Origin of the sequence: Parapedomonas caeni (genome assembly GCF_041060555.1) — a bacterium.
Lineage (GTDB): Bacteria > Pseudomonadota > Alphaproteobacteria > Sphingomonadales > Sphingomonadaceae > CAUJIW01.
The window spans coordinates 43,825-68,213 of sequence record NZ_JBEUDS010000017.1; the positions used below are offsets into that span (position 1 = coordinate 43,825).

Sequence of the window (24,389 nt, forward strand, 5' to 3'; positions counted from 1 at the left end):
CGCGGATGCCAGAGCCGCCGCCGGTCCTCGGCCGTGGTGGGGGTAGGACAGGCCATGGCTCATGCCGCCCTCCCGATGGCTGCTTCGGGCGCGACATCGGCCGCGCCGAAGACGAGGGAGCGGATGGCGTCGCGGTTGAAGCGAAAGGCCAGCAGCGCTGATGCCTGATAGCGGGTGAGCCCGAAATCCTGCCGGTACTCCGGCGGCAGGAAGGCAAGCTGCCGGTCGGTGGGCGGCTGGTTCAACCAGCGGCGCGTCTTGTGGGCGCTCTCGTCGCTCTCATGCTCGTTGAGCCAATCGTCGGCCGCCGCGAGGCAAACGGTGCGTTCGCCCACGGCCAACAGATGAGGGCGCTGCTTCTGGAGGCCTCCGATGCCGTACCACCGGCCGTTCAGGAAGAAGACACCGCCCCAGGCATTGAAGCCGTTGGCGATGAGCGCGGCATCGTCGCCGAAGAGATCGCACCAACGGAAACTCGACCGCTTCAGCAGGTCGATCTCGGACATCACGAAGTCGCCGAGCGGCGCTGCTTCGCCGCCTTCGGGACGCTCCCAGACATGACCGCACAGCGGGCATTCGGTGGTGGCGAGCGGCACGATGGCGCCGCAGTCGGGGCAATCCTTGGTCGGCGCCTCGCCAGAGGGCTCGCGACCGTCCAGGTCGACATCCTGCTCCAGCGAACCGTGCAGCAGGGTCGAGGTGCCGAAGTCGAGCACGATGCAGTCGGTCTTGATGACGCCTGGATGTTCCTCGGGCGAGACCGTGCGCAGGCCGCGACCGACCATCTGAATCATGGTCGACTTGTAGGAGCTCGGCCGCAGCAGCACGACGCAGCCCGTCGGTGGATGATCCCAGCCCTCGGTCAGGACGGCGACATTGACGACGACCCGCAGCTCTCCGGCGGCGTAGGCGTCGAGGGTCGTCTTGCGGTCGGTATCGGCCATGTCGCCGTGGATCAGCCCAGCGGCGACACCGGCCGCGTTGAAGGCGGCTGTCACGTTGCGCGCGTGGTCCACGGTCGAGCAGAACACCACCGTCTGGCGCTCGCCCGCCTTTTCCCGCCAGTGGCGGATGACGGCGTCCGTGACCGGCGACCGGTTCATGATCGCGTCGACCTCGGCCATGTCGAAATCGTCGGCCGTGCGGCGCACCCTGGTGAGCTGGTCCTGGACGCCGACATCGATGACGAAGGTACGCGGCGGCACGAGATGCCCCGACGCGATCAGTTCGCCGATCCGGATCTGATCGGCGACGTTGGAGAACACCGGACGCAGACCGCGCTTGTCGCCCCGGTTGGGCGTCGCCGTGACGCCGTAGACCCGGCACTCGGGATTGCGCTGGAGCGCGGCGTCGATGATGCGGCGATAGCTGTCGGCGGCCGCGTGGTGCGCCTCGTCGATCACCAGGAGGTCGAGCGCGGGCAGCTGGTCGAGATTGCCCGCGCGCGCCAGCGTCGGCACCATCGCGAAGGTGACCTGTCCAGCCCACGACTTCTCCTTCGCGTCGACGACCGAGGTCGTGATGCGGGGATTCACCCGGCCGAACTTGCTGCGGTTCTGAGCGGTCAGCTCGTCGCGATGCGCGAGCACGCAGGCCTTGGCGCCTGTGCTCTTCGGGGTTTCGCCGACCATGCGCCCGACGACGCCTGAGAGCATGATCGTCTTGCCGGCTCCGGTCGGGGCGACGCCGAGGGTGTTTCCGTGTTCGTCGAGCGCGCGGACGCTGCGCTCGACGAACTGCTTCTGGCGGGGACGCAGCAGCATGGCCGCCTCACTGCGCCCAGGACGGGCGCGTGCCCGCCGCCGGTGCTGAAGATTGGGGCATGGAGGGCTGGGAAGGCTGAGCCTGCGGCTGCGGTGCCGCACCGGGCACGCCCATGAGGGCGGCATAATCCTTGTGATCCGGCGTCACCGCCGCGCGGATCTCGTTCTTCTCCTCGCCGTTGGTGTCGGTGCCGATGTCGATCCGCGCCACGAACTCGAGCCCGTCGAGATCGGCAAAGCCGCTGATACGACGCGCGGCCTGGGCCTGAGCGGACGTGTCCTTGTCCGAAATGCCGCGCGCGGAGTTGAGCATGCCGCGGATCAGGCTGCGGCCCATGTTCGCCCAGTCCGGTCCCTTGGGGCTGTAGAGCCCGATCAGGGTGAAGATCTTGCGCCGGGCGAAGGGCCCTTCGAGAACCGTGAACTCGCCCGAGAGATAGACCGAGCCGGTGGTCCCCCGCGTGGCGTATCCGCCGGTCCAGCCCTGCGCCGGATCGTCGAATCCGCCCGGACGGATCGTCAGGCGCACCTTGGCCAGCGTGCCCTTGGGGATGATGTTGCTGTTCTGCTTGGCGTCGTTGAAGTCGTTCCAGGATCCAGACATGACTGGGGGCTCCTCGTTCAGGCGTTTTCGGAATGGGTGGGGGCGTCGGAGGTCAGCGCCGTCGCGGCCGGGGGCGGGCTGCGATAGGCCAGCCGCTCGGAGGCGGGCTTCACGGGGCCGCGGATCTTGGCCATCAAGCGGCCGAGATGCGGCTCCTCGATCAGGTCGAGACGGCCGGATCGATCCTTCGCCGGGAAGTTCCAGGGGTTGATCGTCTGGCAGACGAAGGCACGGTACGGCGCGCCGGACTCGTCCCTGATCTCGGCCATCGTCAGGACTTCATCGACAATGCCCGGCAGCTCGAGGCCGGTCTTCGAGCCGTCGATCTGCGGCTGGAAGATGCGCCGATTGAAGTCGTCGAGCTTCTCGTCGAGGATCCCGACGAACCAGACGTTCTTCGCCCGCGTGTGCTGGAGATGCGTGAGCCACGCGATCATCTCGCGGCCGTGCAGGCCATAGGCACCGCGGACATCGGGCTTGCCGGTCTTCTCCGAGAACGCCTCGGGCTGCCCCTTGCACCATTGGAAGCAGAGCCGCCCGGCGACGGTGATCGAGTCGATGAACACCGTGTGGTAGCGGTCGAGCGCCGCCGGATCGCCGAAGCGCTCGCACACCGCCGCGAAGTGGGCCTCGCTGTAGACCTGGTCGTCCCGCAGCGCCGGATTGGGGCCGCCGATGAAGACCGCGAAGTCGCGGCACTCGACCCATGTGCGCGGCCGGACGCTGTCGCCGGACCATCCCTCGATGGCGAGGTCGCCCGCCTCCAAGTCGATGAACAGCGTGGTGGCGGGGTCGAGCGTCCAGAGAAGGCTGGTCTTGCCGATCCCGGACTTGCCGAAGATCGTGCCCTTGACGCCGCGCGGCTCGGCGAGCCGCTGATCGGCGGAGATGATCGGCAAGAGGCGAGAAAGGCCGGAGGCCTGACAGGGAGAGGCAGGAAGCGCCATCACTTGCCTCCCTTCGCCGCGATCAAGGCGTCGACCGCGATGTCCGCTCCCAGCGCGCCGGCCTTGCGGGCCTCGTCGTGGAGGGTGCGCACCGCGTCGATCTCGCGGTAGAGCGCCGATGCCCGCTCGTTCAGCCCGATGAGGGCGAAGGCCAGGTCGTCGATCGAGGCCGCCCCGACCGGCTTGACGGCCTCGTCGCGACGCTCGCCAAGGGCCGGCACCCGGATAGTCTCGGGCAGCTTGTCCAGCCCGTAATGGTGCTCGCGGAGCAGCGCGAGCTTCTTCGTGATGCTCATGACGTCACCTCGGTGTTCAGGGAAAGACGGAAGCTGGGCTTGCCGGTGCGGACGGTGCGCGCGTCCTCGAAGGCGGAGCGGATGTGGCTCGGCCAGGCCGCGAACTTGCGCTCGGGCACCTTGATCGCGACATCGATGTATTCGGTGGGGTCGTCGCCCTCGGCCCGGATGCGTTCGACGAGGGCGGCGAGCTTGTCCTGGTCCCAGTCGACGCGTTTCGGCAGATCGGCGATCACGGTGACCGCGCCGTCATCGAAGCGGACCGTGCCGGTGTCCTTGCCGGCAGTCTGGCGCGCTGCGTGGGCACGATCGCCATACTTGAGCGCGACGGCCCCATCGAGCCAGTCGCAGACGGTCTTGGCGCGACGCAGAGCGTCGGCGGCCTCTTCCTGCAGGAGGGCGAGCTGTTCGGCGGGCAGAGCGGCGATGTCGCCGACGGCCATGCGCCGGAGTTCGTCGAGGGAGATGCGATTGGAGATCGTCATCACCACCCCCTCACGCCGCAGGCTTGCTGGGGTGGTCGGCGGTGCTCGCCCGGATCTGCTCGCGCTCGTACTCTTCGACGTCTTCGAGGCGATACACGACGCGACCGCCGAGCTTGACGAAGCGCGGGCCTTCGCCCGTCCAGCGCCAGCGCTCAAGCGTGCGGTGGCTGATGTTCCAGCGCGCAGCTAGGTCGATCTGGTTGAGGTGTTTCGTAGCCATCTGTTTCTCCTTCGGTTTTGGTCGAAAACCTGCGGAGACGATGGCTGGCCGGGAGGAAGAAAACCGACCCGGTCAGAGGGAGAAGAACAGAGAGAATTTCGTCAGAGCGCGAAGCCCCAGAGACCGTTCTTGGACTTCAGATAAGGTTCGAGGTCTGCCCATCGCTGCGCGCCAAATGCTTGACGCAGCGTCTTCGCGCTGGAGCGGGCATGATCAAGGAGTTCCCGAGCGCTGAAGCGTCGGCCGTCCTGGTGTCCCTCAACCAGCTTGCGAATGATGGCGATATGGATGTCCGACTTGAGATCGATCGTGACGTTGCCATGGATGGTGAGTCGCTGCCCGCTCGGTGAGAGGGACAGGGGCGTATGAGGGCTGACGGCGGGTGTGCCATTGAGAAGTGCCGATAGGATTTCAGGGCTGACCGCCATTCCGTCGTCGAAATCGATGGCATCGCCGATGGACACGACGAGGTGCCCCGGCAGCCCCGGTTCATGGAGCCGACCACTGGGCGTGCTGGTCAAGAGAATGCGGACATGGGGTGTTGGTCGCCTTCGGGCCGCATCAGCCACATCTGCCCAAATCCTCCGGTCCGAAAGGCGGCGCGCGAACCAGATCGGGACCCGCTGCGGGCGACGGCCGATGCGCGCGTCGCCAAGCTCCCACAAAGCTCGTGGAACGAGCGCTCTGGCGCCGCCACGGGACGCAATGTCCAGCCCGACCAGCAAGCGGGCGAAAAGGACCGGGAAGTCCACCCCGTAGACTCCCATCCGCTCTTTCGGGACATCAACCCAGCCAGCAGACGGGCTGAAGTATCCGTAGCCGTTCCGTTCCGAGGACCAGATCAGGGAGACCGGCTCGTCTTCGAAATCAGCCAGCGAGGCGGCCGCCGCGTTATGGCCATCGGGACGCAGCACATTCGCCGCCAGCAATTTCCCCGCGCTGTTGGCGTGATAGTCGGAGAGCACGGCGCCGGCGACTTTGGCATCCGCGCTCTCCACGATTGAGAGGAGCAGATCAACCGCCCTCCGATCAATCGACGACGACACCGCCGTCTCCGGAAAGGATGCCCCAGCGCCGGAGATACTTCTCGCCGATCAGCTGCTCCTCTTCGGTCTGGTCCTTGAGATTGCAGCCATGCGGCATCGTGATCGTCAACGGCATCGTCCGACCGCGTTTGGCATCGCCCTTGGGATGGAATTTGATGGAGAGTTTGGCCTGTGTCGCCACCCAACCGCCAGTCAGCGGATCGTTGGTGCCGAACCGCTCCGCCGACATGCTCCAGATGGTGCGGTCGGCCTTCCGAAGACATTCCAGCGTGACGCGCTCGCCCACATTGTCGATGGGCATCAGACGCAGCTGCTTGACCTCGACGGACTCGATCCCATCCTCCGGGTCGGTCGGAAAATCGAAAGGGTGAAGCAGAACTGCGAGGTCGTAGGTGCGGAAGGGCACCTTCTCGCTCTGGAACTCGATCCCCAGCAGGTCGCGCGCCATGAAGCGGACCATCTCCTCGCGGCTCTCGCGGTCGTTGGCGACGACTTCGATGACGCCGGTCGCCGGTTCATACGTCATGGCCGCCTCGAACACGGGACGGCGGGCGCGGCGGACGAGCGTACCCGCGTCATCGAACGCCAGGAAATCATCCAGCAAGCCCTCGCGGTAGATCGCGATCTGGACAAGCTCGCAATCCTCGCCGTCGAAGGTCGGCCGGTAGCGCCCGAAGATATCGATGTGGACGTTGTTGGAAGCAAACCGTTCGCGCAGCGCCGCCTTGAAGGCATTGATGGATGCCTCGTCCCGCCGCAGATCGAGGTTCGGCTCGCCGATGAACCCGTCCCAGCTCCGACCACGGCGCCGCTCATCGGTGTAACGGACCTCCTCGGCATGGCGGAACCGAACCGGTTCGTTCAGGAACATCCAGAGCGAACGCGCATGGCCATTTGCCAGATCATCGAGTACCGTGCGGTCGTCGATCACGCTGTAGAGTGCGGTCTGCCCCGCATCATCGGCCAGGGCGCTCACACGCTCGGCGTCATTGACGATGCGGGCGCGGGCTTCGTCGTCCAATTCGTCGACGGCCCGCAAGGTGACGCGGGCGACTTCCGGCTCGGGCGCCTCCCAATCGACTTCGGTGGGAAGCTCGATGCCAGTGTGGTGGAAATAGGCCTGCAGCGACGAGGCAGGCACGTTGCGGATGAAACTCGTCACTGAGGCCATGGCCGATCTCCTTAACCCTTGATGTTGCGGGGGTCGTTCCCGTGGGAATCGGACTGGCCGATCCGACCATCCTGGTTGTGGATCTTGAACTCCGTCCCAGCGTTGCGGCTGATCTCCCGCCCACGGTCGATCGCCTCCCGCTTCGTGTCGAAGTGCCCGCTGGCGCGCTCGGCGCCGCCGCGGCGGACATCCCATCCGCCATTGGGATTGGGGACCACGTGATGGGTGCCCGAACCGTTACCTGCTTTAGCCATGAAGGCCTCCTGTCTCGTGAAAGCGCGAAAGTGGGTTCGTTACTACGAACTTGTGCGCAAGATAGGTATTGCAGGTGCGGCGTGTCAAGGACTAGATGTATCGCGATAACGAACCCGACGGACAAACAGGAGAACACCCGGTGCCAACACCCTTGGGAGAGCGCGTTCGCGAGCTCAGACTGAAGCGAGGATTGACCCTGGAGGCGCTGGCCGAAAGGGTCGGATCCAGCAAGAGCTACATGTGGGAGATCGAGAACAAGGACGTCGCGCGCCCTTCGGCTGAGAAGCTTCACCAGATCGCGGCCGCCCTGGAGACTACGACCGATTACCTGATTTCTGCCGACGAAGTCACCGAAGCCGACGCGACAGACACTGCCTTCTTTCGCAAGTATCAGAAGATGAAGCCGAAGAGCAAAGAGAAGCTTCGCGAGATGCTCAAGATCCTGGACGATGAGGATGAATGAGCAATAGCGGCAGAAAATCGCCCAAAAGGGCCGCGAACGATCTGACTGTGCTTCTCCGCACCGTGCTGGGAGAAGACCGGTTCCCCGTGGACGTGGAGGCGCTGGCGCTCGAAGTCTCCCGAAACCACGAGGACCCGATTACGGCAGTGAAGGGCGTCGACATCGACGGCTTCGAGGGCATGCTCCGGGCACGGCGCAAGAAGCCCGGTTGGCAGATCCTCTACAACACTCAGCCCCGCTACCGCGGACGCGAGCGCTTCACACTCGCTCATGAGTTCGGGCACTACTTGCTGCACCGGCGCCCGCTGACCGCAGCGCACTACCGTAACGGCGAGCTCTCGGACGATTTCGACTTCGAGTGCCTTCCGCTGCAAGCCAACGGCTGGAAGGATGCGGAGAAGCAGCGTGAAGAAGAGGCCGATACCTTCGCCTCCTTCCTGTTGATGCCGATCGACGACTATCGGAACCAGGTCGGCAGTCAGGAGGTAACTCGCGACCTCCTTGGCCATGTGACTGACCGATACGGAGTTTCTCTTCTTGCGGCGGCGCGCAAGTGGATCGAATTCACCGACACCCGAGCGGCCATGGTGGTTGCGCGAGACGGATTCGCGTTGTGGGGCAGAGCGAGCACGCGCGCCTACAGAAGCGGCGTGTTCATTCAATCGGGCATGCCGATTCCCGACGGCTCCGTCATGGCCATGGGGTCGGCGTCGCAGCACACCAGTTCTCAGCGCCCGGTGGCTTTGCCCGCCGGCATCTGGACATTTAGTCGGGGCTCCGAACCCGTCCGAGAACTGACCTTCTTCTCTGACCGCCTCGGCTTGGCCGTGTCGCTCCTGCAGTTCGATCCCGCCGACTACCGGGCTGAGATTGAGGATGAGGAGCCTTGGGACAGCTACAACCAGTTCATGAAAAGTGATCGGGACTGATATTTTGGAAAGACCGGTCCGCCTATCGATAAACTTCGAGCAAATCGTCAGCTGACGGCTGTGACACAGCGCTTGGCAAAAAGGGAACCTTGAGGGAGCCGTGGTTTCTAGAGAAGAGCTTTACGATTTGGTCTGGTCGAAACCCATGACCAAGGTCGCAGAGCAGTTTGGGGTCTCCGGCAGCTATATGGCCCGAGTCTGCGCCATCCTGAACGTCCCTCGACCCGAGCGAGGCTATTGGGCGAAGCTGGCCGTCGGCAAGGCGCCGCCGGCCGAGCCCTTGCCGGAAGCCCGGCCCGGCGACCAGCTGTACTGGTCAAAGGAAGGGGAGCTTCGGCCGCCCCTGAAGCCGCGGCCGCTGCCTCAGCGCCGATCCGAGGCCCAGGTTCGCATCCCTAGGACTCGCATTCACGGCCTGGTCCGGGGCGCCAAGGAGCATTTTGAGAACAGCAGACCCGTGGACGATGGCGCCTATCTCAAGCCCTACAAGAAGCTGCTCCTCGACATAACCACATCAAAGGCCTGCCTCGACAAGGCGCTCGACTTCACCAACGACCTCTTCAACGCCTTCGAGTCAGTGGGGCACCGAGTGGTGATTGCGCCACCAGATGAGTCGCTCAGACGCGCCAACATCGATGAGCGCGAGGTGCGCACCAGTTCACGCAACTCCTACTACCACAGTGGGCCTTGGTCCCCTTACCGCCCGACCGTCGTCTATGTCGGCAGCGTGGCGATCGGCCTCGCGATTATCGAGATGTCGGAAGAGGTGCTGCTCCGGTACGTCCGCGGCCAGTACATCCGGGAGGCCGACTACATCCCGCCCAGGCCGGCTCGCCACTATGCCGATCACACATGGACGACCACCCGGGAGCTCCCCTCTGGTCGCCTGCGCCTCGTGGCCTATTCGCCCTATCATCGCGTCAACTGGTCGACCGACTGGCAGGAGACCAAGAAGACCTCACTTCGCTCCTCGGTCAGATCTATCGTCAAGTCCGTCGAGGATGCCGCCATCGACCTTGTCGCCAAGCTCGAAGAAGCCGATCGGAAGGCTGAGATCGCGCGGCAGGAGTGGCTGGCAGCGGAAGAGAAGCGACGGAGAGAGGAAGACAGACGCCGCGTCGAACAATCGATCCAGGACAGCCGCGAGCATCTTGCTCAGGTCATTCAGCAGTGGTCAAACGTCATGAACATCGAGCGTTTCCTCGTGGGCGTGGAGCAGCGCGCCGCGGAGCTGCCGGAGGCCGAAAGAGCCGCAGTCCTGGAACGGCTGACGCTCGCCCGTGAGTTTCTTGGTACCCAAGACCCATTGGACTACTTGGTGTCTTGGAAGACGCCAAGCGAGCGCTATCAACCATTGTACGCCGAGTCAAAGGCAGACCTGGGGATCGTGGCCGGAGGCGAACCTAAAAAAGAATAGGGAGTGAGTGCGCCGCATCTGCTTGGTTCGCTGCCATTCGAATGATTGCGCAAGAACCAGATAAGCTATTGAATGTGCTTGATTATTGCCGTTTTGCGCCTACCGTTTCGCCAGCCATCTTCTGTTGCGAACGGTCTCATGCAAGACGCCCGATCTGGCCCGAACCCGCTGCTGCCCGTCCGTCTGTCGACGGGTGAACGCCTCGATGAACTCGCGTGCATTCTTGCCGCGGGGCTGAGGCGTATCCTGCCGGAACAGTCCAGTCCTTTATCTGCACCTGGCGAAGACAGTTCATTCGACATTCTCGCCCTCAAACGCCGTGTTGGTCGTCGCAAACCGAGCAACCGAGTTGGAGGGCAATGATGCCAGGAACAAAGAGAAAGACTGACGCCGCGCCATGGCGGGTGGGCGAACGCGAGGCGGCGGACGCGAGCGTGGTCACGCAGCTTGCAGCGCTGAAACGAATGACGGTGGTCGAGCTGAAGGCGAAGTGGGAAAGCCTCTTCGGCACGCCCGCTCCGAACAACAGCCGCAGTTACCTCGAGCTGAGGCTCGGCTACCGGATCCAGGAACTGACCCTCGGCGGCCTGTCCCGCGAGACGCGGCGGACGCTTGACTTGCTGGCCGACGAAATCGAGGGCCGGGTCGGGCGCAAGACGATCATCGCGGATTCCCGCAACCCGGTGGTCGGCACCCGCTTCGTGCGTGAATGGGACGGGGTGGAGCACACCGTCACTGTGATGAAGGACGGCTTCGACTGGCAGGGGCGCAAGTTCAAGTCGCTGTCGGCGGTGGCGCGGGCGATCACCGGCACGCAGTGGAACGGCTACCGCTTCTTCGGCCTCCGCGAGGCACGGAGGGACGACCGATGAGCCGTCATCAGGAAGCCATCGCGGTCGTTCCGCGCCGTCAGCGCTGCGCCATCTATACCCGCAAGTCGAGCGAGGAAGGGCTCGACATGGAGTTCAACAGCCTCGACGCCCAGCGCGAGGCTTGCGAGGCCTTCGTGACGAGCCAGAAGGCGGAAGGCTGGGCCACCATTCGCGAACGCTACGACGATGGCGGCTTCTCCGGTGGCACGCTGGAACGGCCCGGCCTGAAGCGTCTCATTCAGGACGTCGAAGCCGGTCTGATCGATGTGATCGTGGTCTACAAGATCGACCGGCTGTCGCGCTCGCTGATGGACTTCGCCAAGCTGGTCGAGATCTTCGACCGCAATCAGGTGACCTTCGTTTCGGTCACGCAGTCGTTCAACACCACGACCTCGATGGGCCGCCTGACCCTGAACATCCTCCTCAGCTTCGCACAATTCGAGCGGGAGGTGATCGGCGAGCGCATCCGCGACAAGGTCGCGGCATCCCGCAAGCGCGGCATGTGGATGGGCGGTCACGTCCCGCTGGGCTACGACGTGCGTGACCGAAAGCTGGTGGTCAACGAGGCCGAGGCCGCGACGGTCCGGATGATCTTCGAGCGATTCGTCGCCATCGGCTCCGCCACGACGCTGGCCAAAGCGCTCGCGGCTGAAGGCGTGCTGAACAAGCGCGGCAAGCCGATCGACAAGGGCTTCCTCTACAAGCTGATCAACAACCGGGTCTATCTCGGCGAAGCCGTCCATAAGGGCACGGCCTATCCGGGCGAGCACGAGGCCATCATTGATCAGGTCCTGTGGGACAAGGTGCATAGCATCCTACGCGAGAGCCCGCGCCTGCGGGCGAAGAACACGCGTCGCCAGACTCCGGCTCTGCTGAAGGGGATCATCTTCACCGAGACAGGCACGGCGATGACGCCGACCGCGACGAAGAAGGGCACGCGCCTCTACCGCTACTACGCGTCGATGGACCTGATACGAAACCGCCCGACCGGCGCCGCCTCGGGCCCGCTGCGCTTGCCCGCCGGCATGGTCGAGGACGCCGTGGTCGGCGAAATCCGCCGCATGATCCGCGCACCCGAAGTCGCGGCGCGGACCATAAAGGCTCTTCGCGACGAGAACTCGACCGTCGATGAGAAGGCGGTCGTCCAGGCGCTCGGCGAGTTCGATCAGCTCTGGGCGGCGCTTTATCCGGCGGAGCAGACCCGCATCGTCCAGCTCCTGGTCGAGCGGGTGACCGTCGGCGAAGACGGCATTGCCGTCGATCTGCGCTATGAGGGATTGGGCTCGGTCCTGCGGGACATGATGGCCCCCCGCCAGACGGAGGCCCGCGCATGACTGACTCGACGAACACCATCCGCGTCGTCATCCCCCTGACGATCCGCAAACGTAATGGGCGGCCGAAGATCCTCCCGCCCGACGAGGTGGTCATGCGAGATGGGCGTGCGCAGGATCCGCATGTGCTGCGCGCCATAGCCCGTGCCTGGAGCTGGCGGCGGCAGCTGGAATCCGGTGCCGCTTCCACCATTCAGGATATCGCCGCGGCCGAGAAGGTCTCCGACCGGTTCGTGAGCCGCATGATGCGGCTCGCCTATCTGTCGCCGGAGGTGCTCGAACACCTCGTCATCAGGCGCGTACCACCGGCGCTCTCGCTAAACGATCTAGCCGCTGTCGCCGACCAGCCGTGGGCGGAGCAGTTTGAGACAATATTCTATTAGCCTGTCACGACCTATGAATCAGCGAGCAAACCAAAAAGGGTTCGCCGATTGACCCGCAGCTGCGTTCGCTAAGCCTCTGCGTCGCCCAGGATGACGCCTGCAATGATGGGCATCATTCATTTGGCGCGGATAGGATTCCTCAAACAGTTTTGATGTTTGACATATCATTATCGAATTTCTATATATCGATTATCGTGTTTCAGGATATACCGATGATCACTGGTCCCCAAATGCGCGCCGCGCGTGCTCTTCTCGGTATCGACCAGAAGACCCTCGCAGAACTAGCCGGGCTTTCCGTGCCGACGATCCAGCGGATGGAGGCCAGCACCGGAAATGTGCGCGGCGTCGTCGACAGCCTGACCAAGGTCGTGGCGGCACTCGAATTCGCCGGTGTCGAACTGATCGGAGAAGGCGCGGCCAGCCCGGCTGGCGGACGAGGCGTACGACTGAAGGCGCCTCCGCCAAAACACTGATTCCTCTCAATCCGCGACGGCGACCGCCGACATCAGGCCGACGATCCCGCCGCTTCCTTCCCAAAGGTGCGGCCACAGATGAAAGACCAGACCACCAGACAGAGCGATACTCCGAGCTTCGCCGAGCTCTTCACCCCGAAACTCGTTACCGTCCTGCGGGAAGGCTACGGGCTGACGCAGTTGCGCACGGACGGCATCGCCGGGTTGACCGTTGCCATCGTGGCGTTGCCACTCTCTATGGCGATCGCTATCGCGTCCGGCGCGACGCCGGCGCAGGGGCTCTACACGGCCATCGTCGGCGGTTTCTTTGTCTCGCTTCTTGGCGGATCGCGGTTCCAGATCGGCGGTCCGGCCGGGGCTTTCATCGTACTGGTCGCTGCCACAGTGGCCCAGCATGGGATGGAAGGGCTGATTCTTGCCACGTTCTTGTCGGGACTGATGCTCGCGGTCATAGGGTTCCTGCGCCTTGGCACCTTCATCAAGTTTATTCCCTTTCCGGTCACTGTGGGGTTCACGGCGGGGATCGCGGTCATCATCTTCGCCAGCCAGATCAAGGAGCTGTTCGGCTTGACGCTGGCGAATGAACCGGGCGAGTTGCTGGAAAAAATCCCTGCGCTTTGGGAGGCGCGGGCGAGCCTGACTCCAGCCGCCCTTGGCGTTTCCGTTGCCACTGTCGCGGTTATCCTAGGACTGCGGCGCTGGCGCCCGCACTGGCCAGGGATGCTGATCGCTGTAGGCCTTGCTGCGGCCGCAACCGGGTTGCTGGAATTGCCGGTGCAGACCATCGGCACGAAGTTCGGCGGGATCCCGTCGTCGCTCCCGGCGCCGCAGCTTCCGTCCTTCTCAATGGAAGCTGTCCTCGCGGTCCTCCCGGCCGCCATCTCCTTCACCCTGCTGGGCGCCATTGAGTCGTTGCTTTCTGCCGTTGTGGCCGATGGCATGACTGGCCGCCGCCACCGTTCAAATTGCGAATTGGTGGCGCAGGGCGCGGCCAATATCGGATCGTCCCTGTTTGGTGGCTTCTGCGTGACCGGCACCATCGCGCGGACCGCGACCAATGTCCGGGCCGGTGCGCATGGCCCAGTGGCGGGCATGCTACACGCCCTGTTCATCCTGTTGTTCATGCTTATAGCCGCGCCGCTCGCCTCCTACATCCCGCTGGCGGCGCTCGCCGGGGTGCTGGCCGTCGTGGCGTGGAACATGATCGAGAAACCGGCTATCGCGATCCTCGTCCGCTCAGGCTGGGGCGAGGCGACAGTCCTCGGCGCCACCTTCTTCCTCACCATCTTCCGCGACCTGACCGAGGCCATCGTCGTTGGCTTCGCGCTCGGATCGGTCCTCTTCATTCATCGCATGAGCCGGACAACCTCGGTTGCGACGGACGGCGCCTTCGTCGGCCGCGACGAAGCCGACACGGCCCACCCGCGCGGAGCGTACCACGAGGAGCAGGCCGCGAACCCGGACGTGGTCATCTACCGGATCACCGGTGCGCTCTTTTTCGGCGCGACGGCCTCGATCGGATCGGTCCTCGACCGCATCCAGGATACCCACAAGGCGCTGATCGTGGACTTCTCGGCCGTGCCGTTCCTCGACTCGACCGGCGCCAACATGATCGAGGGCTTGGCCCACAAGGCGCACAAACAGGGTGTAACGCTCTGGCTCACCGGCGCCAAACGCGACATCCAGCGCGTCTTCGTGACCCACGGGCTGAAGCGCCCACTGGTACACTATGCGACCACGATTGAGGATGCGCTGGAAAAGCTCCGCAAGGTAACGTGGCCGATCAGTCCGTGAACACAGCTGATGACTGTGTGTTCAAGGGAAACATCGAACCCGGCTGCCAGAAGCCAAAGCACCGGACAGAATTCGGGCGATTGCGGGCACCCCCCCCGTCGTCCCGCTATGAAACGCCTACCGCGTGTTTCCCCAGCGGCCTCGCCAACCGGAAGAACGCCCGCTCAATCCATTGTTGTCGGACCTGAGAAACCGGCTGAAAACGCTGGCTTTCGCGAAGCCGAACCAGTCCAGACGTGGTTCGCTCGGTTTGAGACGAAAGCTGTTCAGAGACCCAAAATCGGTGCCGTGCCAGTCTCCGAGGTTCAGTCGCATCGGCTAAACGCCTTTGAAACAAAAAGAAAAAGGCCCCCAGCGGGAGCCTCATCTCTGGTTCGCTACAAGATAATGGCGGAGAGGGGGGGATTCGAACCCCCGATACAGTTGCCCGTATGCCGCATTTCGAGTGCGGTGCTTTCAACCACTCAGCCACCTCTCCGCGAGATCGCCAGAAATGGGGCCGGAGCCCCCTGCCGGTTGACAGCGAGCCGCGTTCATAGGCGACGACGCGGCAGTTGTGAAGCCTCTGTTTTACACCGCGGTCACAAGCGGGTCGGGGTCGACGGGGATGCGATCCGCGGCCTCAGGCGGCACAGCAGGGCGGCGGGGTGAAGCCGGCCAGGCCGGCGGCCTCCAGCGCCCGGGCGAAGGCGATGGTGGTGTGGTCGGCGAACGGCCGGCCGATGATCTGCACGCTGCCCGGCAGGCCGTTGGCGGTGGGACCGAGCGGCGCCACGGTGGCCGGCAGCCGCAGCAGGGTGGCCAGTGCGATCCACACCAGCCCCTCGACATAGCGGCGGCTGTGGCCGTCGACGCCGAGCTGACGCGACAGCATGTCGCCGGCATGCGCATGCGGATGCGCCGTCCACGGCATGGTGGGGGTCAGCAGCACGTCGACGTCGTCGAACAGGCGCAGCGCCTGCGCCATCAGCCGGGCGCGGCGTTCCTCCATCTCCTGGTGCGCCCGGTAGCTCATGGTGGCGGCATTGACATAGGCGCTGCGGCTGGTGGTGTCGGTCCAGCCCAGCCAGGCCATGGCGTTGGTCCAGGGACTCATCGCCTGCATGGCCAGGAACTGCATGTCCGGCGTCAGGCCGGCGACCTCGGCGGTGAGAAACGGCACATAAAGGTCGTGGACCGCCTCCAGGCTGCTGCCATCGATGAAGCGCAGCTCGAACGGCACGCCGGCCTTGTCGAGCCCCACCAGCAGCGTCTGCAACTGGCCAGCCACCGCCTGTTCCAGCGGGCAATAGGGGTCGTCGATCCACACCGCCACCTTGAACCGGCGCAACTCGCTGGCCGGCGCGGGCGGCAGGGTCACCGGCGGCCCCCAGGCGTCCGGCGCCGGTCCGGCCAGCACATCCAGCATCAGCGCCAGATCGGCGGCCGAGCGGGCCAGCGGGCCGACCACCTGCAGATCGGCTTCCATCATCACGCCCGGCTGTGGCGGCACATGGCCACGGCTGGGGATCAGTCCCCAGGTCGGCTTGTGGGCGAACACGCCGCAATAATGGGCCGGGTTGCGCACCGAACCGCCGATGTCGCTGCCCAGCTCCAGCGGCGTCAGGCCGGCGGCCAGCGCCGTCGCCGCGCCGCCGGAGGAGCCGCCGCAGGTGCGCGCCAGATCCCACGGGTTGTTGGTGGTGCCGAACAGCGGGTTGTAGGTCTGCAGATCGAGCGCGAAGGTCGGCACGTTGGTCTTGCCGATGATCAGCGCGCCGGCCGCCTTCAGGCGCTCGACCGCGATGGCGTCCCGCTTGGGGCGGTGGCGCTTGAGCGTCGGCGAGCCGGCGGTGGTGGCGAAGCCGGTGACGTCGAAGCAGTCCTTCACCGTCATCGGCAGGCCATGCAGCGGCCCCAGCGAATCGCCGCGCGCCCGGGCGGCGTCGGCCTCGGCGGCCCGGGCCAGCGCGACCTCGGCGTCGAAGGCGACGATGGCGTTGACCACCGGGTTCACCGCCGCGTAGCGCTCGGCCATGGCGTTGACCAGGGCAACGCTGGTGATCGTGCCCGCGGCCAGACGGTCCAGCAGCTCGGTCGCCGTGGCAAAGGCTAAGGTGTCGCTCATCGATCCCCCGATCAGACGCGCCGGCGGGCCGCCCCGGGACACAGCTTAAAAGGCAGCCGCCTGGCGGCGCAATCTGCTGGTGGCGTCAGGCCGGCCGGACAGGCGTAATTTTCCCGCGCCGGCGGGCGTGAGTCCCGTTGACTTGGCACGGTCAGTCGGTATATGTCCGCCACTTCACGAGATCGGCCTCGCGGGGACCGACAGGTTCCCTGTTGCCGGTTGTTAAAGAAGAAGGTTTGGAGCCATGTACGCTGTTGTGCGCACCGGCGGTAAGCAGTACCGCGTCGCCGCTGACGACACCATCTCCGTCGAGAAGCTCGACGGCGCCAAGGGCGATTCGGTCACGCTGTCGGAAGTCCTGCTGGTTGGCGAGGGCGCCGACGTGAAGACGGGCGCTGGCGCCACGGTGTCGGCCGAGATCGTCGACCAGATCAAGGGCGACAAGGTGGTGATCTTCAAGAAGAAGCGCCGCCACAACTATCGCCGCAAGCTGGGTCACCGTCAGCAGCTGACGGTGCTCAAGGTCACTGGCATCAACGCGTAACGTCGAGGGAGTAGACCATGGCACATAAAAAGGCAGGCGGTTCATCCCGGAACGGGCGCGACTCGGCTGGTCGCCGTCTTGGCGTGAAGAAGTTTGGCGGCGAGACTGTGATCGCCGGCAACATCATCGTCCGCCAGCGCGGCACCAAGTGGCACCCGGGCCGCAATGTCGGCATCGGCAAGGACCACACCATCTTCGCTCTCATCGAGGGCAAGGTAAGCTTTCATGACGGCAAGCTCGGGCGCTCGTACATCAGCGTCGACCCGATGCCGGCCGCGGCGGAATAACAGCGGCACTCCATGACAGGGTCGCCGCACCAGTGGCGACCCGGCCGTGATTTCCGATGAGAGGGAGATGGGTCGCCATCTCCCTCTTTGCGTTTCTCCCTCTCGCCACGCGCTACCGCGCCGGACCGGCCAGGCCGATTCGCCGCGACCCTTGGGAGGGGAAGAGACATGTTCATTCGCACTGACAGACTGCTGTTGCGGCCGCTGTGGCCGGAGGATGCGCCGGCGGTGGCGCGCGGCGCCGGCGACCGGGCGGTGGCGTGGATGCTCGCGCGGGTGCCCCATCCCTACACGCTGCATGACGCCGCGGTGTTCATCGACGGCTTGCAGGGCGCGCCGGAGCCGGTGTTCGCCATGCTGACCCATGACCTGCCGGAGGTGCCGCTGGTCGGCGTCATCGGCCTGCACCGGGGCGATGGCGGCTATGAGCTGGGGTACTGGCTGGCGCGCGCGGCGTGGGGCTGTGGCTATGCCACCGAGGCCGGCCGGGCGGTGCTGGATCTGGCGTTCGAGGGCTTGCGCCTGCCACGCGTGGTCGCAGACCATTTTCACGACAATCCGGCGTCCGGCCGCGTGCTGGCCAAGCTCGGCTTCCGGCCGGTTGGCATGGCGCCGCGACACAGTCTGGCGCGGGGCGGGCTGGTGGACAGCCGCACGGTCGCATTGACGAGGCCCCAGTGGCGCGCCCATAGAGCGGGACAGATGGAGATGAAGGCCGCATGAAGTTTCTCGACCAGTGCAAGATCTTTCTGCGCTCAGGACAGGGCGGGGACGGCTGCGTCTCCTTCCGCCGCGAGAAGTTCGTCGAGTATGGCGGACCCGATGGGGGTGACGGCGGCAAGGGCGGCGACATCATCATCGAGTGCGTCGATGGCCTCAACACCCTGATCGACTATCGCTACACCCAGCATTTCCGCGCCGAGCGCGGCCACCACGGCATGGGCCGCAACCGCACCGGCGCGCATGGCGCCGACATGGTGCTGAAGGTGCCGGCCGGCACCCAGGTGCTGGACGACGACCGCGAGCATGTGCTGGCCGACCTCACCGAGCCCGGCCAGCGGGTGGTGCTGTTGCGCGGTGGCGATGGCGGCAAGGGCAACGCCCATTTCAAGACCTCCACCAACCGGGCGCCGCGCAAGTTCATCCCCGGCTATCCGGGCGAGGAAATGTGGGTGTGGCTGCGCCTCAAGCTGATCGCCGACGCCGGCCTGGTCGGCCTGCCCAACGCCGGCAAGTCCACCTTCCTCAACGCGGTGTCCAACGCGCGGGCCAAGGTGGGGGACTATCCCTTCACCACCTTGAAGCCGCAGCTCGGCGTGGTGCGCCACAAGAGCCGCGAGTTCGTGCTCGCCGACATTCCCGGCCTGATCAAGGGCGCGGCGGAGGGGGTCGGCATCGGCGACCGCTTCCTCGGTCACATCGAGCGCTGCCGGGTGCTGCTGCATCTGGTCGACGGCACGGCCGACAGCCCGACCAAGGCCTATCGCACGGTGCGCGAGGAGCTGGAGATGTACGGCGCCGGGCTGGAGGACAAGCCGGAGATCGTCGCGCTGAACAAGATCGACACGCTGGACCCGGCGGCGCTCAAGCGGCGCCAGTCGGCGCTGTCGCGCGCCATCGGCAAGCCGGTCCATCTGGTCTCGGCCGCCAGCGGCGAGGGGCTGGAGCCCATCCTCGACAAGCTGATCGAGAGTGTCGGCCGCTCGGTGGTCGAGCGGGCGGAGGAGACCGAATGGTCGCCGCTTTGAGCCAGATTCCCGTTGACGCGCTGGTGGGCGCCGGGCTGTTCGCGCCCGCCGTCTGCCGCCGGCTGGTGGTCAAGATCGGCTCGTCGCTGCTGGTGACCGCCGAGGGGCAGGTCCGCCGCGCCTGGCTGGCCGATCTGGTCGCGGCGCTCGCCGCCCGGCGGGCGCAGGGCCAGCAGATCCTGGTGGTGTCCTCGGGCGCGGTGGCGCTGGGCGCCCGCCGCCTGAAGCTGGCCAAGGGCGGCCGGGCGAGCCTTGAGGACGCCCAGGCGGCGGCGGCCGTCGGTCAGATCGAACTGGCGCAGGTCTATGCCGAGCTGTTCGCCGGCCATGGCGTCCAGGCGGCTCAGATGCTGCTGACGCTCGACGATCTGGAGGACCGCCGGCGTTATCTCAACGTGCGCGCCACCGCCGACCGGCTGGTCGAGGCCGGCGCGGTGCCGGTGATCAACGAGAATGATACCGTCGCCACCGCCGAGATCCGCTTCGGCGACAACGACCGGCTGGCGGCGCGGGTCGGCCAGGCCGTCGAGGCCGATGGCGTCATTCTGCTGTCCGACATCGACGGGCTCTATACCGGCGACCCCAAGCGCGACCCCGACGCGACGCTGATCCCGCTGGTGCCAGTGCTGACGCCCGAGATCGAGGCGATGGCCGGGGGGACGACAGGCATGGGCTCCGGCGGCATGGTCTCCAAGCTGCAGGCGGCGCGCATCGCCGCCTCGGGCGGCTGCCACATGGCGATCATCTCCGGCAAGGTCGACCACCCGCTGGCCCGTTTCGAGAGCCAGGGCATCGGCACCGTGTTCCCGGCGCCGGAAGCCGCGCCGGTGGCGCGCAAGCGCTGGCTGGCCGGGCGGCTGACGGTGGCTGGCACGCTGGTCATCGACGACGGCGCGGTGACGGCGCTGCGCCAGGGGCGCAGCCTGTTGCCGGCCGGCGTTCGCGCGGTCAGCGGCGGTTTCCAGCGTGGCGACGTGGTCGACATCGCCGGCCCCGACGGCCGGGTGGTGGCGCGCGGTCTGGCGGGGTATCCGTCCGACGAGGCGGTCCGGCTGTGTGGCCGCAAGAGCCATGAAATCGAGGCGGTGCTGGGTTATGCGCCCCGCGCCGCGATGATCCACCGTGACGACCTGGTGATGCTATGAACGACATGACGACTCCCGCCGCCGATCCCGTGACCCTGGTGCGTGACATGGCGCGGGCCGCCCAGGCGGCGGTCCACGCGCTGGGGCTGGCCAGCACCGAGGTCAAGAACCGGGCGATCAATGCCGCCGCGGCCGCCATTCGCGCCCGCGAGGCCGACATTCTCGCCGCCAACACCCGCGACATGGAGGCCGGCCGCGCCAAGGGGCTGACCCCGGCGATGCTCGACCGGCTGGAGTTGAACCCGAAGCGCATCGAGGCCATCGCCGCCGGGCTGGAAGCGGTGGCGGCACTGCCGGACCCGGTGGGACGGGTCAGCGAGGCGTGGACCCGCCCCAACGGCCTGCGCATCGAGCGGGTGAGCGTGCCGCTGGGTGTCATTGGCGTCATTTACGAAAGCCGGCCCAACGTGACGGCGGACGCCGGCGCGCTGACGCTGAAGGCCGGCAACGCCGTCATCCTGCGCGGCGGCTCCGAATCGCTGCATTCCTCGCGCGCCATCCATGCCTGCCTGGTGGCGGGATTGCAGGCCGCCGGGCTGCCGGAGGCGGCGATCCAGCTGGTGGGCACGCCCGACCGCGCGGCGGTGGGGGCCATGCTGACGGCGACCGGGCTGATCGACATCATCGTGCCGCGCGGCGGCAAGTCGCTGGTGGCCCGGGTACAGGAAGAGGCGCGGGTGCCAGTGTTCGCCCACCTGGAAGGCATCTGCCACACCTATCTGGATCAATCGGCGACGATTGAAATGGCCATCGCGGTGACGTTGAACGCCAAGATGCGCCGCACCGGCATCTGTGGCGCCACCGAGACGCTGCTGATCGACCGCGCCGCCGCCGGGCGGCTGGCCGGGCCGGTGATCGGCGCCCTGCTGGAGGCCGGCTGCACCGTGCGCGCCGAGGCCGACGTGCGATCGCTCGATCCGCGCATCGAGGCGGCGACGGAGGCCGACTGGACCACCGAGTATCTCGACGCCATCATCGCCGTGAAGCTGGTGGACGGCGTCGCCGGCGCCATCGCCCATATCAACGCCTATGGCTCGCACCACACCGATGCCATCATCGCCGAGGACGCCGACACCGCCGCCCGCTTCCTGCGCGAGGTCGATTCGGCGATCGTGCTGCACAACGCCTCGACCCAGTTCGCCGATGGCGGCGAGTTCGGCTTCGGTGCCGAGATCGGCATTTCCACCGGGCGCATCCATGCCCGCGGCCCGGTTGGTGTCGAGCAGCTCACCACCTACAAATATGTGGTGCGCGGCAGCGGCCAGACCCGGCCGTCCTGACCGCCGGCGATGGCTTGCCCCGACGGCTCCATCCTGCTGCGCAACGCCGCCCGCTGGCGGGGCGCGCGGGTCGGCCTGCTGGGCGGCTCGTTCAACCCGGCGCACGCCGGCCACCGCCACATCAGCGTCGAGGCGATGAAGCGGCTGCGGCTGGACGCGGTGTGGTGGCTGGTGAGCCCGGGCAATCCGCTCAAGGCCGACCGCACCGACATGGCGCCGCTGGCGGCCAGGCTGGGTTCGGCCCGCCAGGTGGCGCGTCATCCGGCCATCATGCCCACCGGTGTCGAGGCCCGGCTGGGCACCCGTTATACCGTGGATACGCTGGCCAGCCTCACCCGGCTGCACCCGACGACGCGCTTCATCTGGCTGATGGGTGGGGACAATCTGCAACAATTCCACCGCTGGAAGGGTTGGCGGACCATCGCCCGGCTGGTGCCGATTGCCGTTTTGCTCCGTCCGGGTTATGCTGGCGCGTGCCGGGCTGCTAAGGTGCTGGGGCCGTTACGGCCCCGTATAAGGCCTGCCCGGCAGGCGTTTCGGTGGTGTTCATGGCGGCTACCCGCTGTGGTCTGCCTCGATCAGCCTGGTATCGACCTGTCGTCGACCATGGTGCGCAAGGCTGACCCGGCTTGGGCGGCTCGCCATGGTCGCCCGGCGAAGTGAGGAGAACGGATTGCCTGCTGTTTCCGCCGCTGCCAGCGGCGCCCAAAGCGAGACCACGAGTAGCTCGGGTCTCCACGATCTGGTGCTCAGGTCGCTCGACGATGACAAAGCCGTCGAAGTCGTTTCCATACCGCTTGCGGGCAAAAGTTCCATTGCCGATGTCATGGTGGTCGCCAGCGGCCGCTCGTCGCGTCAGGTCGGCGCGATGGCGCAGCATCTGGCGGAAAAGGTCAAGGCCGAGTTCGGCATCAACGCGCGGATCGAAGGGCTGCCGCAGGCCGACTGGGTGCTGATCGACGCCGGCGATGTCGTCGTTCACCTGTTCCGCCCCGAGGTGCGCAGCTTCTACAATCTTGAGAAGATGTGGTCGGTTGAAGTGCCGGCCGGTGGACCCAAGACCCTGCCGCAGACGGCCTGATGCTGCTGCATGTCGTGGCGGTGGGTCGCATCGGCCGCTCGCCCGAGGCCGAGCTGGTGACGCGTTATGCGGCGCGGCTCGGCACTTCCCTCAAGATCACGGAACTCTCGGAAGGGCGGGCCGCCGCGCGGCTGCCGGCGCCGCTCATGCCGGCGCGCACCGTGGTGCTCGATGAGCGCGGACGCGCGCTGGCCAGCGATGCGCTGGCCGCCCAGCTCGGGCGCTGGCGCGATGATGGCGTGCGCGAGGTGCGCTTTCTCATTGGCGGCGCCGACGGCCATGACGCCGCCACCCGTGACGGCGCCGACTTGCTGCTGTCGTTCGGGCCGGCCACCTGGCCACACATGATGGTGCGCGCCATGCTGGCCGAACAACTCTATCGGGCGACCTCGATTCTCGCTAATCACCCCTATCACCGAGGGGACTGAAACCCGCCCGATGGCTTTGATGCGCCTACCATTGCTGACGATCGCGCGGGTCGCGCTGGCTGGCGCGGTGCTGGCTGGTCCGCTGCGGGGCGTGGCGCATGCCGCGGACGATCCGCGCCAGACGCTCAGGCAGGTGCAGTCGGACATCAAGGCCGCGGAGAAACGCAAATCCGCGCTCGCCCTCGAGGCCGAGACGCTGGCGGGCGAGATCGATGTCGTCACCCGCGACATGGTGGCGGTGGCACAGACCATCCAGCTGCGCGAGCGACGCCTGTCGCAGCTGGAGGGACAGCTCGTCAGTCTCAAGAGCCGTCGTGATTCCCAGGTCAGGCTTTTCCTGTCCCGCCAGCAGGAGATCGCCCGGTTGCTTGCCGCCCTGCAGACGATGAGCCGCAGGCCACCATCGTTGTTGCTGTTCCGGCCGGCCTCGGCGCTGGAGACCGCACGCTCGGCCAGTCTGCTGGCGACGGTGCTGCCGGCGCTCAATGGCCGCCTGACTGGCCTGAGGGCGGAAATCGACTCGCTCAATCAGGCGCAGGAAGCCCTGGCACGGGAGCAACGCAAGCACCAGGCGGAGCTGGACGACCTGGCGACGGACCGCCGGAAGCTGGAGGCGTTGCGTGCGGAGCGCGAGGCCCGGCGTGGCGGCCTGCTGGCCCAGGTGGCGAGCGAGAGCGAAAAGCTCGGCCGCATGGCCCGCCAGGCGCGCGACATCCAGGATCTGCTGAGCCGGCTTGACGTCGAGGTACGCCGGCGTGAGCGTCTGGCCCGGCTGACGCCGCCAACGCCCCGTCCGTCGGGATTGTCGTCACCGGCGGCGCCACAGGCCGCGCCTGCCCGGCCGTCGGGTACGGGGCGCGCGCCGCCGGCCGTGGTGGCGATGCGCCCCCCCGAGCCCGCCGCGATGCCGGATCCGCGGGGCAACTACCGTCTGCCGGTCGAGGGCAATGTGGTGCAACGTTTCGGTGCGGCGTTGGACACGGGCGGTTCGTCGAAGGGGCTCTTGATTCGGACCCGAACCGAGGCCCAGGTGGTGGCGCCCGCCGGCGGACGGGTGGTGTTCGCCGGGCCCTTCCGGGGTTACGGCCTGCTCTTGATCATCGCGCACGGAGGCGGGTATCATTCCCTTCTGGCGGGCATGAGCCGTCTCGACGAACAGGTTGGCGCCGTGGTGCGGCCCGGCGAGCCGATCGGGCAGATGGGTGCAACGGATCAGCAAGGTCCGGAGTTGTATCTTGAGGTCCGGCAGCGCGGCACGCCGGTCAATCCCTTGCCCTGGCTGGCCGCTGTCGCCAAGCGAACTGAAGGATGAAGGTCGAG

Annotated in this window: 28 protein-coding genes and 1 tRNA gene; 18 read left to right on the forward strand and 11 right to left on the reverse strand. The window is 66.4% G+C overall.

What is annotated here, in order from left to right:
• Positions 1 to 59 precede the first annotated feature (59 nt).
• The 9 genes from ABU113_RS11935 to ABU113_RS11975 form a co-directional block, all read right to left on the reverse strand.
• Entirely contained in the window at positions 60 to 1,763 is a 1,704-nt protein-coding gene (locus ABU113_RS11935; RefSeq protein ID WP_454559724.1) for a DEAD/DEAH box helicase, read from the reverse strand.
• 7 nt (positions 1,764 to 1,770) lie between these two features.
• Entirely contained in the window at positions 1,771 to 2,367 is a 597-nt protein-coding gene (locus ABU113_RS11940) for a hypothetical protein (protein WP_454559725.1), read from the reverse strand.
• Positions 2,368 to 2,384: 17 nt separating this feature from the next.
• Positions 2,385 to 3,314: an ATP-binding protein gene (locus tag ABU113_RS11945; protein WP_454559726.1), complete on the reverse strand. Its 930-nt coding sequence runs from the start codon at positions 3,312 to 3,314 to the stop codon at positions 2,385 to 2,387.
• The gene (locus ABU113_RS11950) at positions 3,314 to 3,610 is read right to left on the reverse strand and encodes a hypothetical protein (protein WP_454559727.1); all 297 of its coding nucleotides are present in this window, start codon (positions 3,608 to 3,610) and stop codon (positions 3,314 to 3,316) included. The genes ABU113_RS11945 and ABU113_RS11950 overlap by 1 nt, the downstream gene beginning before the upstream one ends.
• Positions 3,607 to 4,095 carry a hypothetical protein gene (locus ABU113_RS11955; RefSeq protein ID WP_454559728.1) on the reverse strand — a complete coding sequence of 163 codons (489 nt, stop codon included), beginning with the start codon at positions 4,093 to 4,095 and terminating at the stop codon, positions 3,607 to 3,609. Before ABU113_RS11955 ends, ABU113_RS11950 begins: the two co-directional genes overlap by 4 nt.
• Positions 4,096 to 4,105: 10 nt before the next feature.
• Positions 4,106 to 4,315, reverse strand: a complete 210-nt coding sequence (locus ABU113_RS11960) for a helix-turn-helix transcriptional regulator (RefSeq protein WP_050474479.1) — start codon at positions 4,313 to 4,315, stop codon at positions 4,106 to 4,108.
• 101 nt (positions 4,316 to 4,416) lie between these two features.
• Positions 4,417 to 5,361 carry a hypothetical protein gene (locus ABU113_RS11965; RefSeq protein WP_454559729.1) on the reverse strand — a complete coding sequence of 315 codons (945 nt, stop codon included), beginning with the start codon at positions 5,359 to 5,361 and terminating at the stop codon, positions 4,417 to 4,419.
• Entirely contained in the window at positions 5,345 to 6,532 is a 1,188-nt protein-coding gene (locus ABU113_RS11970) for a hypothetical protein (RefSeq protein ID WP_454559730.1), read from the reverse strand. Before ABU113_RS11970 ends, ABU113_RS11965 begins: the two co-directional genes overlap by 17 nt.
• A gap of 11 nt (positions 6,533 to 6,543) precedes the next feature.
• On the reverse strand, positions 6,544 to 6,786 hold the full coding sequence (locus tag ABU113_RS11975; RefSeq protein WP_045449871.1) for a DUF2188 domain-containing protein: 243 nt from the start codon (positions 6,784 to 6,786) through the stop codon (positions 6,544 to 6,546).
• A gap of 95 nt (positions 6,787 to 6,881) precedes the next feature.
• On the opposite strand from ABU113_RS11975, the gene ABU113_RS11980 reads away from it, so the two are divergent.
• From ABU113_RS11980 to ABU113_RS12015, 8 genes are all read left to right on the forward strand, one after another.
• Positions 6,882 to 7,250: a helix-turn-helix domain-containing protein gene (locus ABU113_RS11980; protein WP_089412744.1), complete on the forward strand. Its 369-nt coding sequence runs from the start codon at positions 6,882 to 6,884 to the stop codon at positions 7,248 to 7,250.
• Positions 7,247 to 8,179, forward strand: coding sequence for an ImmA/IrrE family metallo-endopeptidase (locus ABU113_RS11985; RefSeq protein WP_454559731.1), 933 nt, complete (start codon positions 7,247 to 7,249; stop codon positions 8,177 to 8,179). The genes ABU113_RS11980 and ABU113_RS11985 overlap by 4 nt, the downstream gene beginning before the upstream one ends.
• 145 nt (positions 8,180 to 8,324) lie before the next feature.
• A complete protein-coding gene (locus ABU113_RS11990) occupies positions 8,325 to 9,596 on the forward strand; it encodes a hypothetical protein (protein WP_454559732.1) in 1,272 nt (423 codons plus the stop codon).
• A 404-nt stretch (positions 9,597 to 10,000) separates the two neighbouring features.
• The gene (locus tag ABU113_RS11995) at positions 10,001 to 10,468 is read left to right on the forward strand and encodes a DUF2924 domain-containing protein (protein WP_454559733.1); all 468 of its coding nucleotides are present in this window, start codon (positions 10,001 to 10,003) and stop codon (positions 10,466 to 10,468) included.
• A complete protein-coding gene (locus tag ABU113_RS12000) occupies positions 10,465 to 11,802 on the forward strand; it encodes a recombinase family protein (RefSeq protein ID WP_454559756.1) in 1,338 nt (445 codons plus the stop codon). Before ABU113_RS11995 ends, ABU113_RS12000 begins: the two co-directional genes overlap by 4 nt.
• The gene (locus tag ABU113_RS12005) at positions 11,799 to 12,182 is read left to right on the forward strand and encodes a hypothetical protein (protein ID WP_454559734.1); all 384 of its coding nucleotides are present in this window, start codon (positions 11,799 to 11,801) and stop codon (positions 12,180 to 12,182) included. The genes ABU113_RS12000 and ABU113_RS12005 overlap by 4 nt, the downstream gene beginning before the upstream one ends.
• Before the next feature lie 212 nt (positions 12,183 to 12,394).
• Positions 12,395 to 12,655: a helix-turn-helix domain-containing protein gene (locus tag ABU113_RS12010; protein WP_176024571.1), complete on the forward strand. Its 261-nt coding sequence runs from the start codon at positions 12,395 to 12,397 to the stop codon at positions 12,653 to 12,655.
• 78 nt (positions 12,656 to 12,733) lie between these two features.
• Positions 12,734 to 14,449 carry a SulP family inorganic anion transporter gene (locus ABU113_RS12015; RefSeq protein ID WP_454559735.1) on the forward strand — a complete coding sequence of 572 codons (1,716 nt, stop codon included), beginning with the start codon at positions 12,734 to 12,736 and terminating at the stop codon, positions 14,447 to 14,449.
• A gap of 388 nt (positions 14,450 to 14,837) precedes the next feature.
• Here ABU113_RS12015 and ABU113_RS12020 read toward each other — a convergent pair.
• A tRNA-Ser gene (locus ABU113_RS12020) sits at positions 14,838 to 14,927 on the reverse strand.
• 144 nt (positions 14,928 to 15,071) lie between these two features.
• Positions 15,072 to 16,556: an amidase gene (locus ABU113_RS12025; RefSeq protein ID WP_454559736.1), complete on the reverse strand. Its 1,485-nt coding sequence runs from the start codon at positions 16,554 to 16,556 to the stop codon at positions 15,072 to 15,074.
• A gap of 244 nt (positions 16,557 to 16,800) precedes the next feature.
• On the opposite strand from ABU113_RS12025, the gene rplU reads away from it, so the two are divergent.
• The 10 genes from rplU (at position 16,801) to ABU113_RS12075 (ending at position 24,381) form a co-directional block, all read left to right on the forward strand.
• On the forward strand, positions 16,801 to 17,100 hold the full coding sequence (gene rplU, locus ABU113_RS12030) for a 50S ribosomal protein L21 (RefSeq protein WP_454559737.1): 300 nt from the start codon (positions 16,801 to 16,803) through the stop codon (positions 17,098 to 17,100).
• Between the two features lie 17 nt (positions 17,101 to 17,117).
• Positions 17,118 to 17,387 carry a 50S ribosomal protein L27 gene (rpmA, locus tag ABU113_RS12035; protein WP_454559738.1) on the forward strand — a complete coding sequence of 90 codons (270 nt, stop codon included), beginning with the start codon at positions 17,118 to 17,120 and terminating at the stop codon, positions 17,385 to 17,387.
• 168 nt (positions 17,388 to 17,555) lie between these two features.
• The gene (locus tag ABU113_RS12040) at positions 17,556 to 18,110 is read left to right on the forward strand and encodes a GNAT family N-acetyltransferase (RefSeq protein ID WP_454559739.1); all 555 of its coding nucleotides are present in this window, start codon (positions 17,556 to 17,558) and stop codon (positions 18,108 to 18,110) included.
• The gene (obgE, locus tag ABU113_RS12045) at positions 18,107 to 19,135 is read left to right on the forward strand and encodes a GTPase ObgE (RefSeq protein ID WP_454559740.1); all 1,029 of its coding nucleotides are present in this window, start codon (positions 18,107 to 18,109) and stop codon (positions 19,133 to 19,135) included. The genes ABU113_RS12040 and obgE overlap by 4 nt, the downstream gene beginning before the upstream one ends.
• Positions 19,120 to 20,280 (forward strand): glutamate 5-kinase, encoded by a 1,161-nt coding sequence (gene proB / locus ABU113_RS12050; RefSeq protein WP_454559741.1) that lies wholly within the window; start codon positions 19,120 to 19,122, stop codon positions 20,278 to 20,280. The genes obgE and proB overlap by 16 nt, the downstream gene beginning before the upstream one ends.
• Positions 20,277 to 21,560: a glutamate-5-semialdehyde dehydrogenase gene (locus ABU113_RS12055; protein ID WP_454559742.1), complete on the forward strand. Its 1,284-nt coding sequence runs from the start codon at positions 20,277 to 20,279 to the stop codon at positions 21,558 to 21,560. Before proB ends, ABU113_RS12055 begins: the two co-directional genes overlap by 4 nt.
• A gap of 9 nt (positions 21,561 to 21,569) precedes the next feature.
• Positions 21,570 to 22,223 carry a nicotinate-nucleotide adenylyltransferase gene (locus ABU113_RS12060; protein WP_454559743.1) on the forward strand — a complete coding sequence of 218 codons (654 nt, stop codon included), beginning with the start codon at positions 21,570 to 21,572 and terminating at the stop codon, positions 22,221 to 22,223.
• A 10-nt stretch (positions 22,224 to 22,233) separates the two neighbouring features.
• The gene (rsfS, locus tag ABU113_RS12065; RefSeq protein ID WP_454559744.1) at positions 22,234 to 22,641 is read left to right on the forward strand and encodes a ribosome silencing factor; all 408 of its coding nucleotides are present in this window, start codon (positions 22,234 to 22,236) and stop codon (positions 22,639 to 22,641) included.
• Positions 22,641 to 23,069 (forward strand): 23S rRNA (pseudouridine(1915)-N(3))-methyltransferase RlmH, encoded by a 429-nt coding sequence (locus ABU113_RS12070; RefSeq protein WP_454559745.1) that lies wholly within the window; start codon positions 22,641 to 22,643, stop codon positions 23,067 to 23,069. The genes rsfS and ABU113_RS12070 overlap by 1 nt, the downstream gene beginning before the upstream one ends.
• A gap of 10 nt (positions 23,070 to 23,079) precedes the next feature.
• Positions 23,080 to 24,381: a murein hydrolase activator EnvC family protein gene (locus ABU113_RS12075; RefSeq protein WP_454559746.1), complete on the forward strand. Its 1,302-nt coding sequence runs from the start codon at positions 23,080 to 23,082 to the stop codon at positions 24,379 to 24,381.
• Positions 24,382 to 24,389 lie beyond the last annotated feature (8 nt).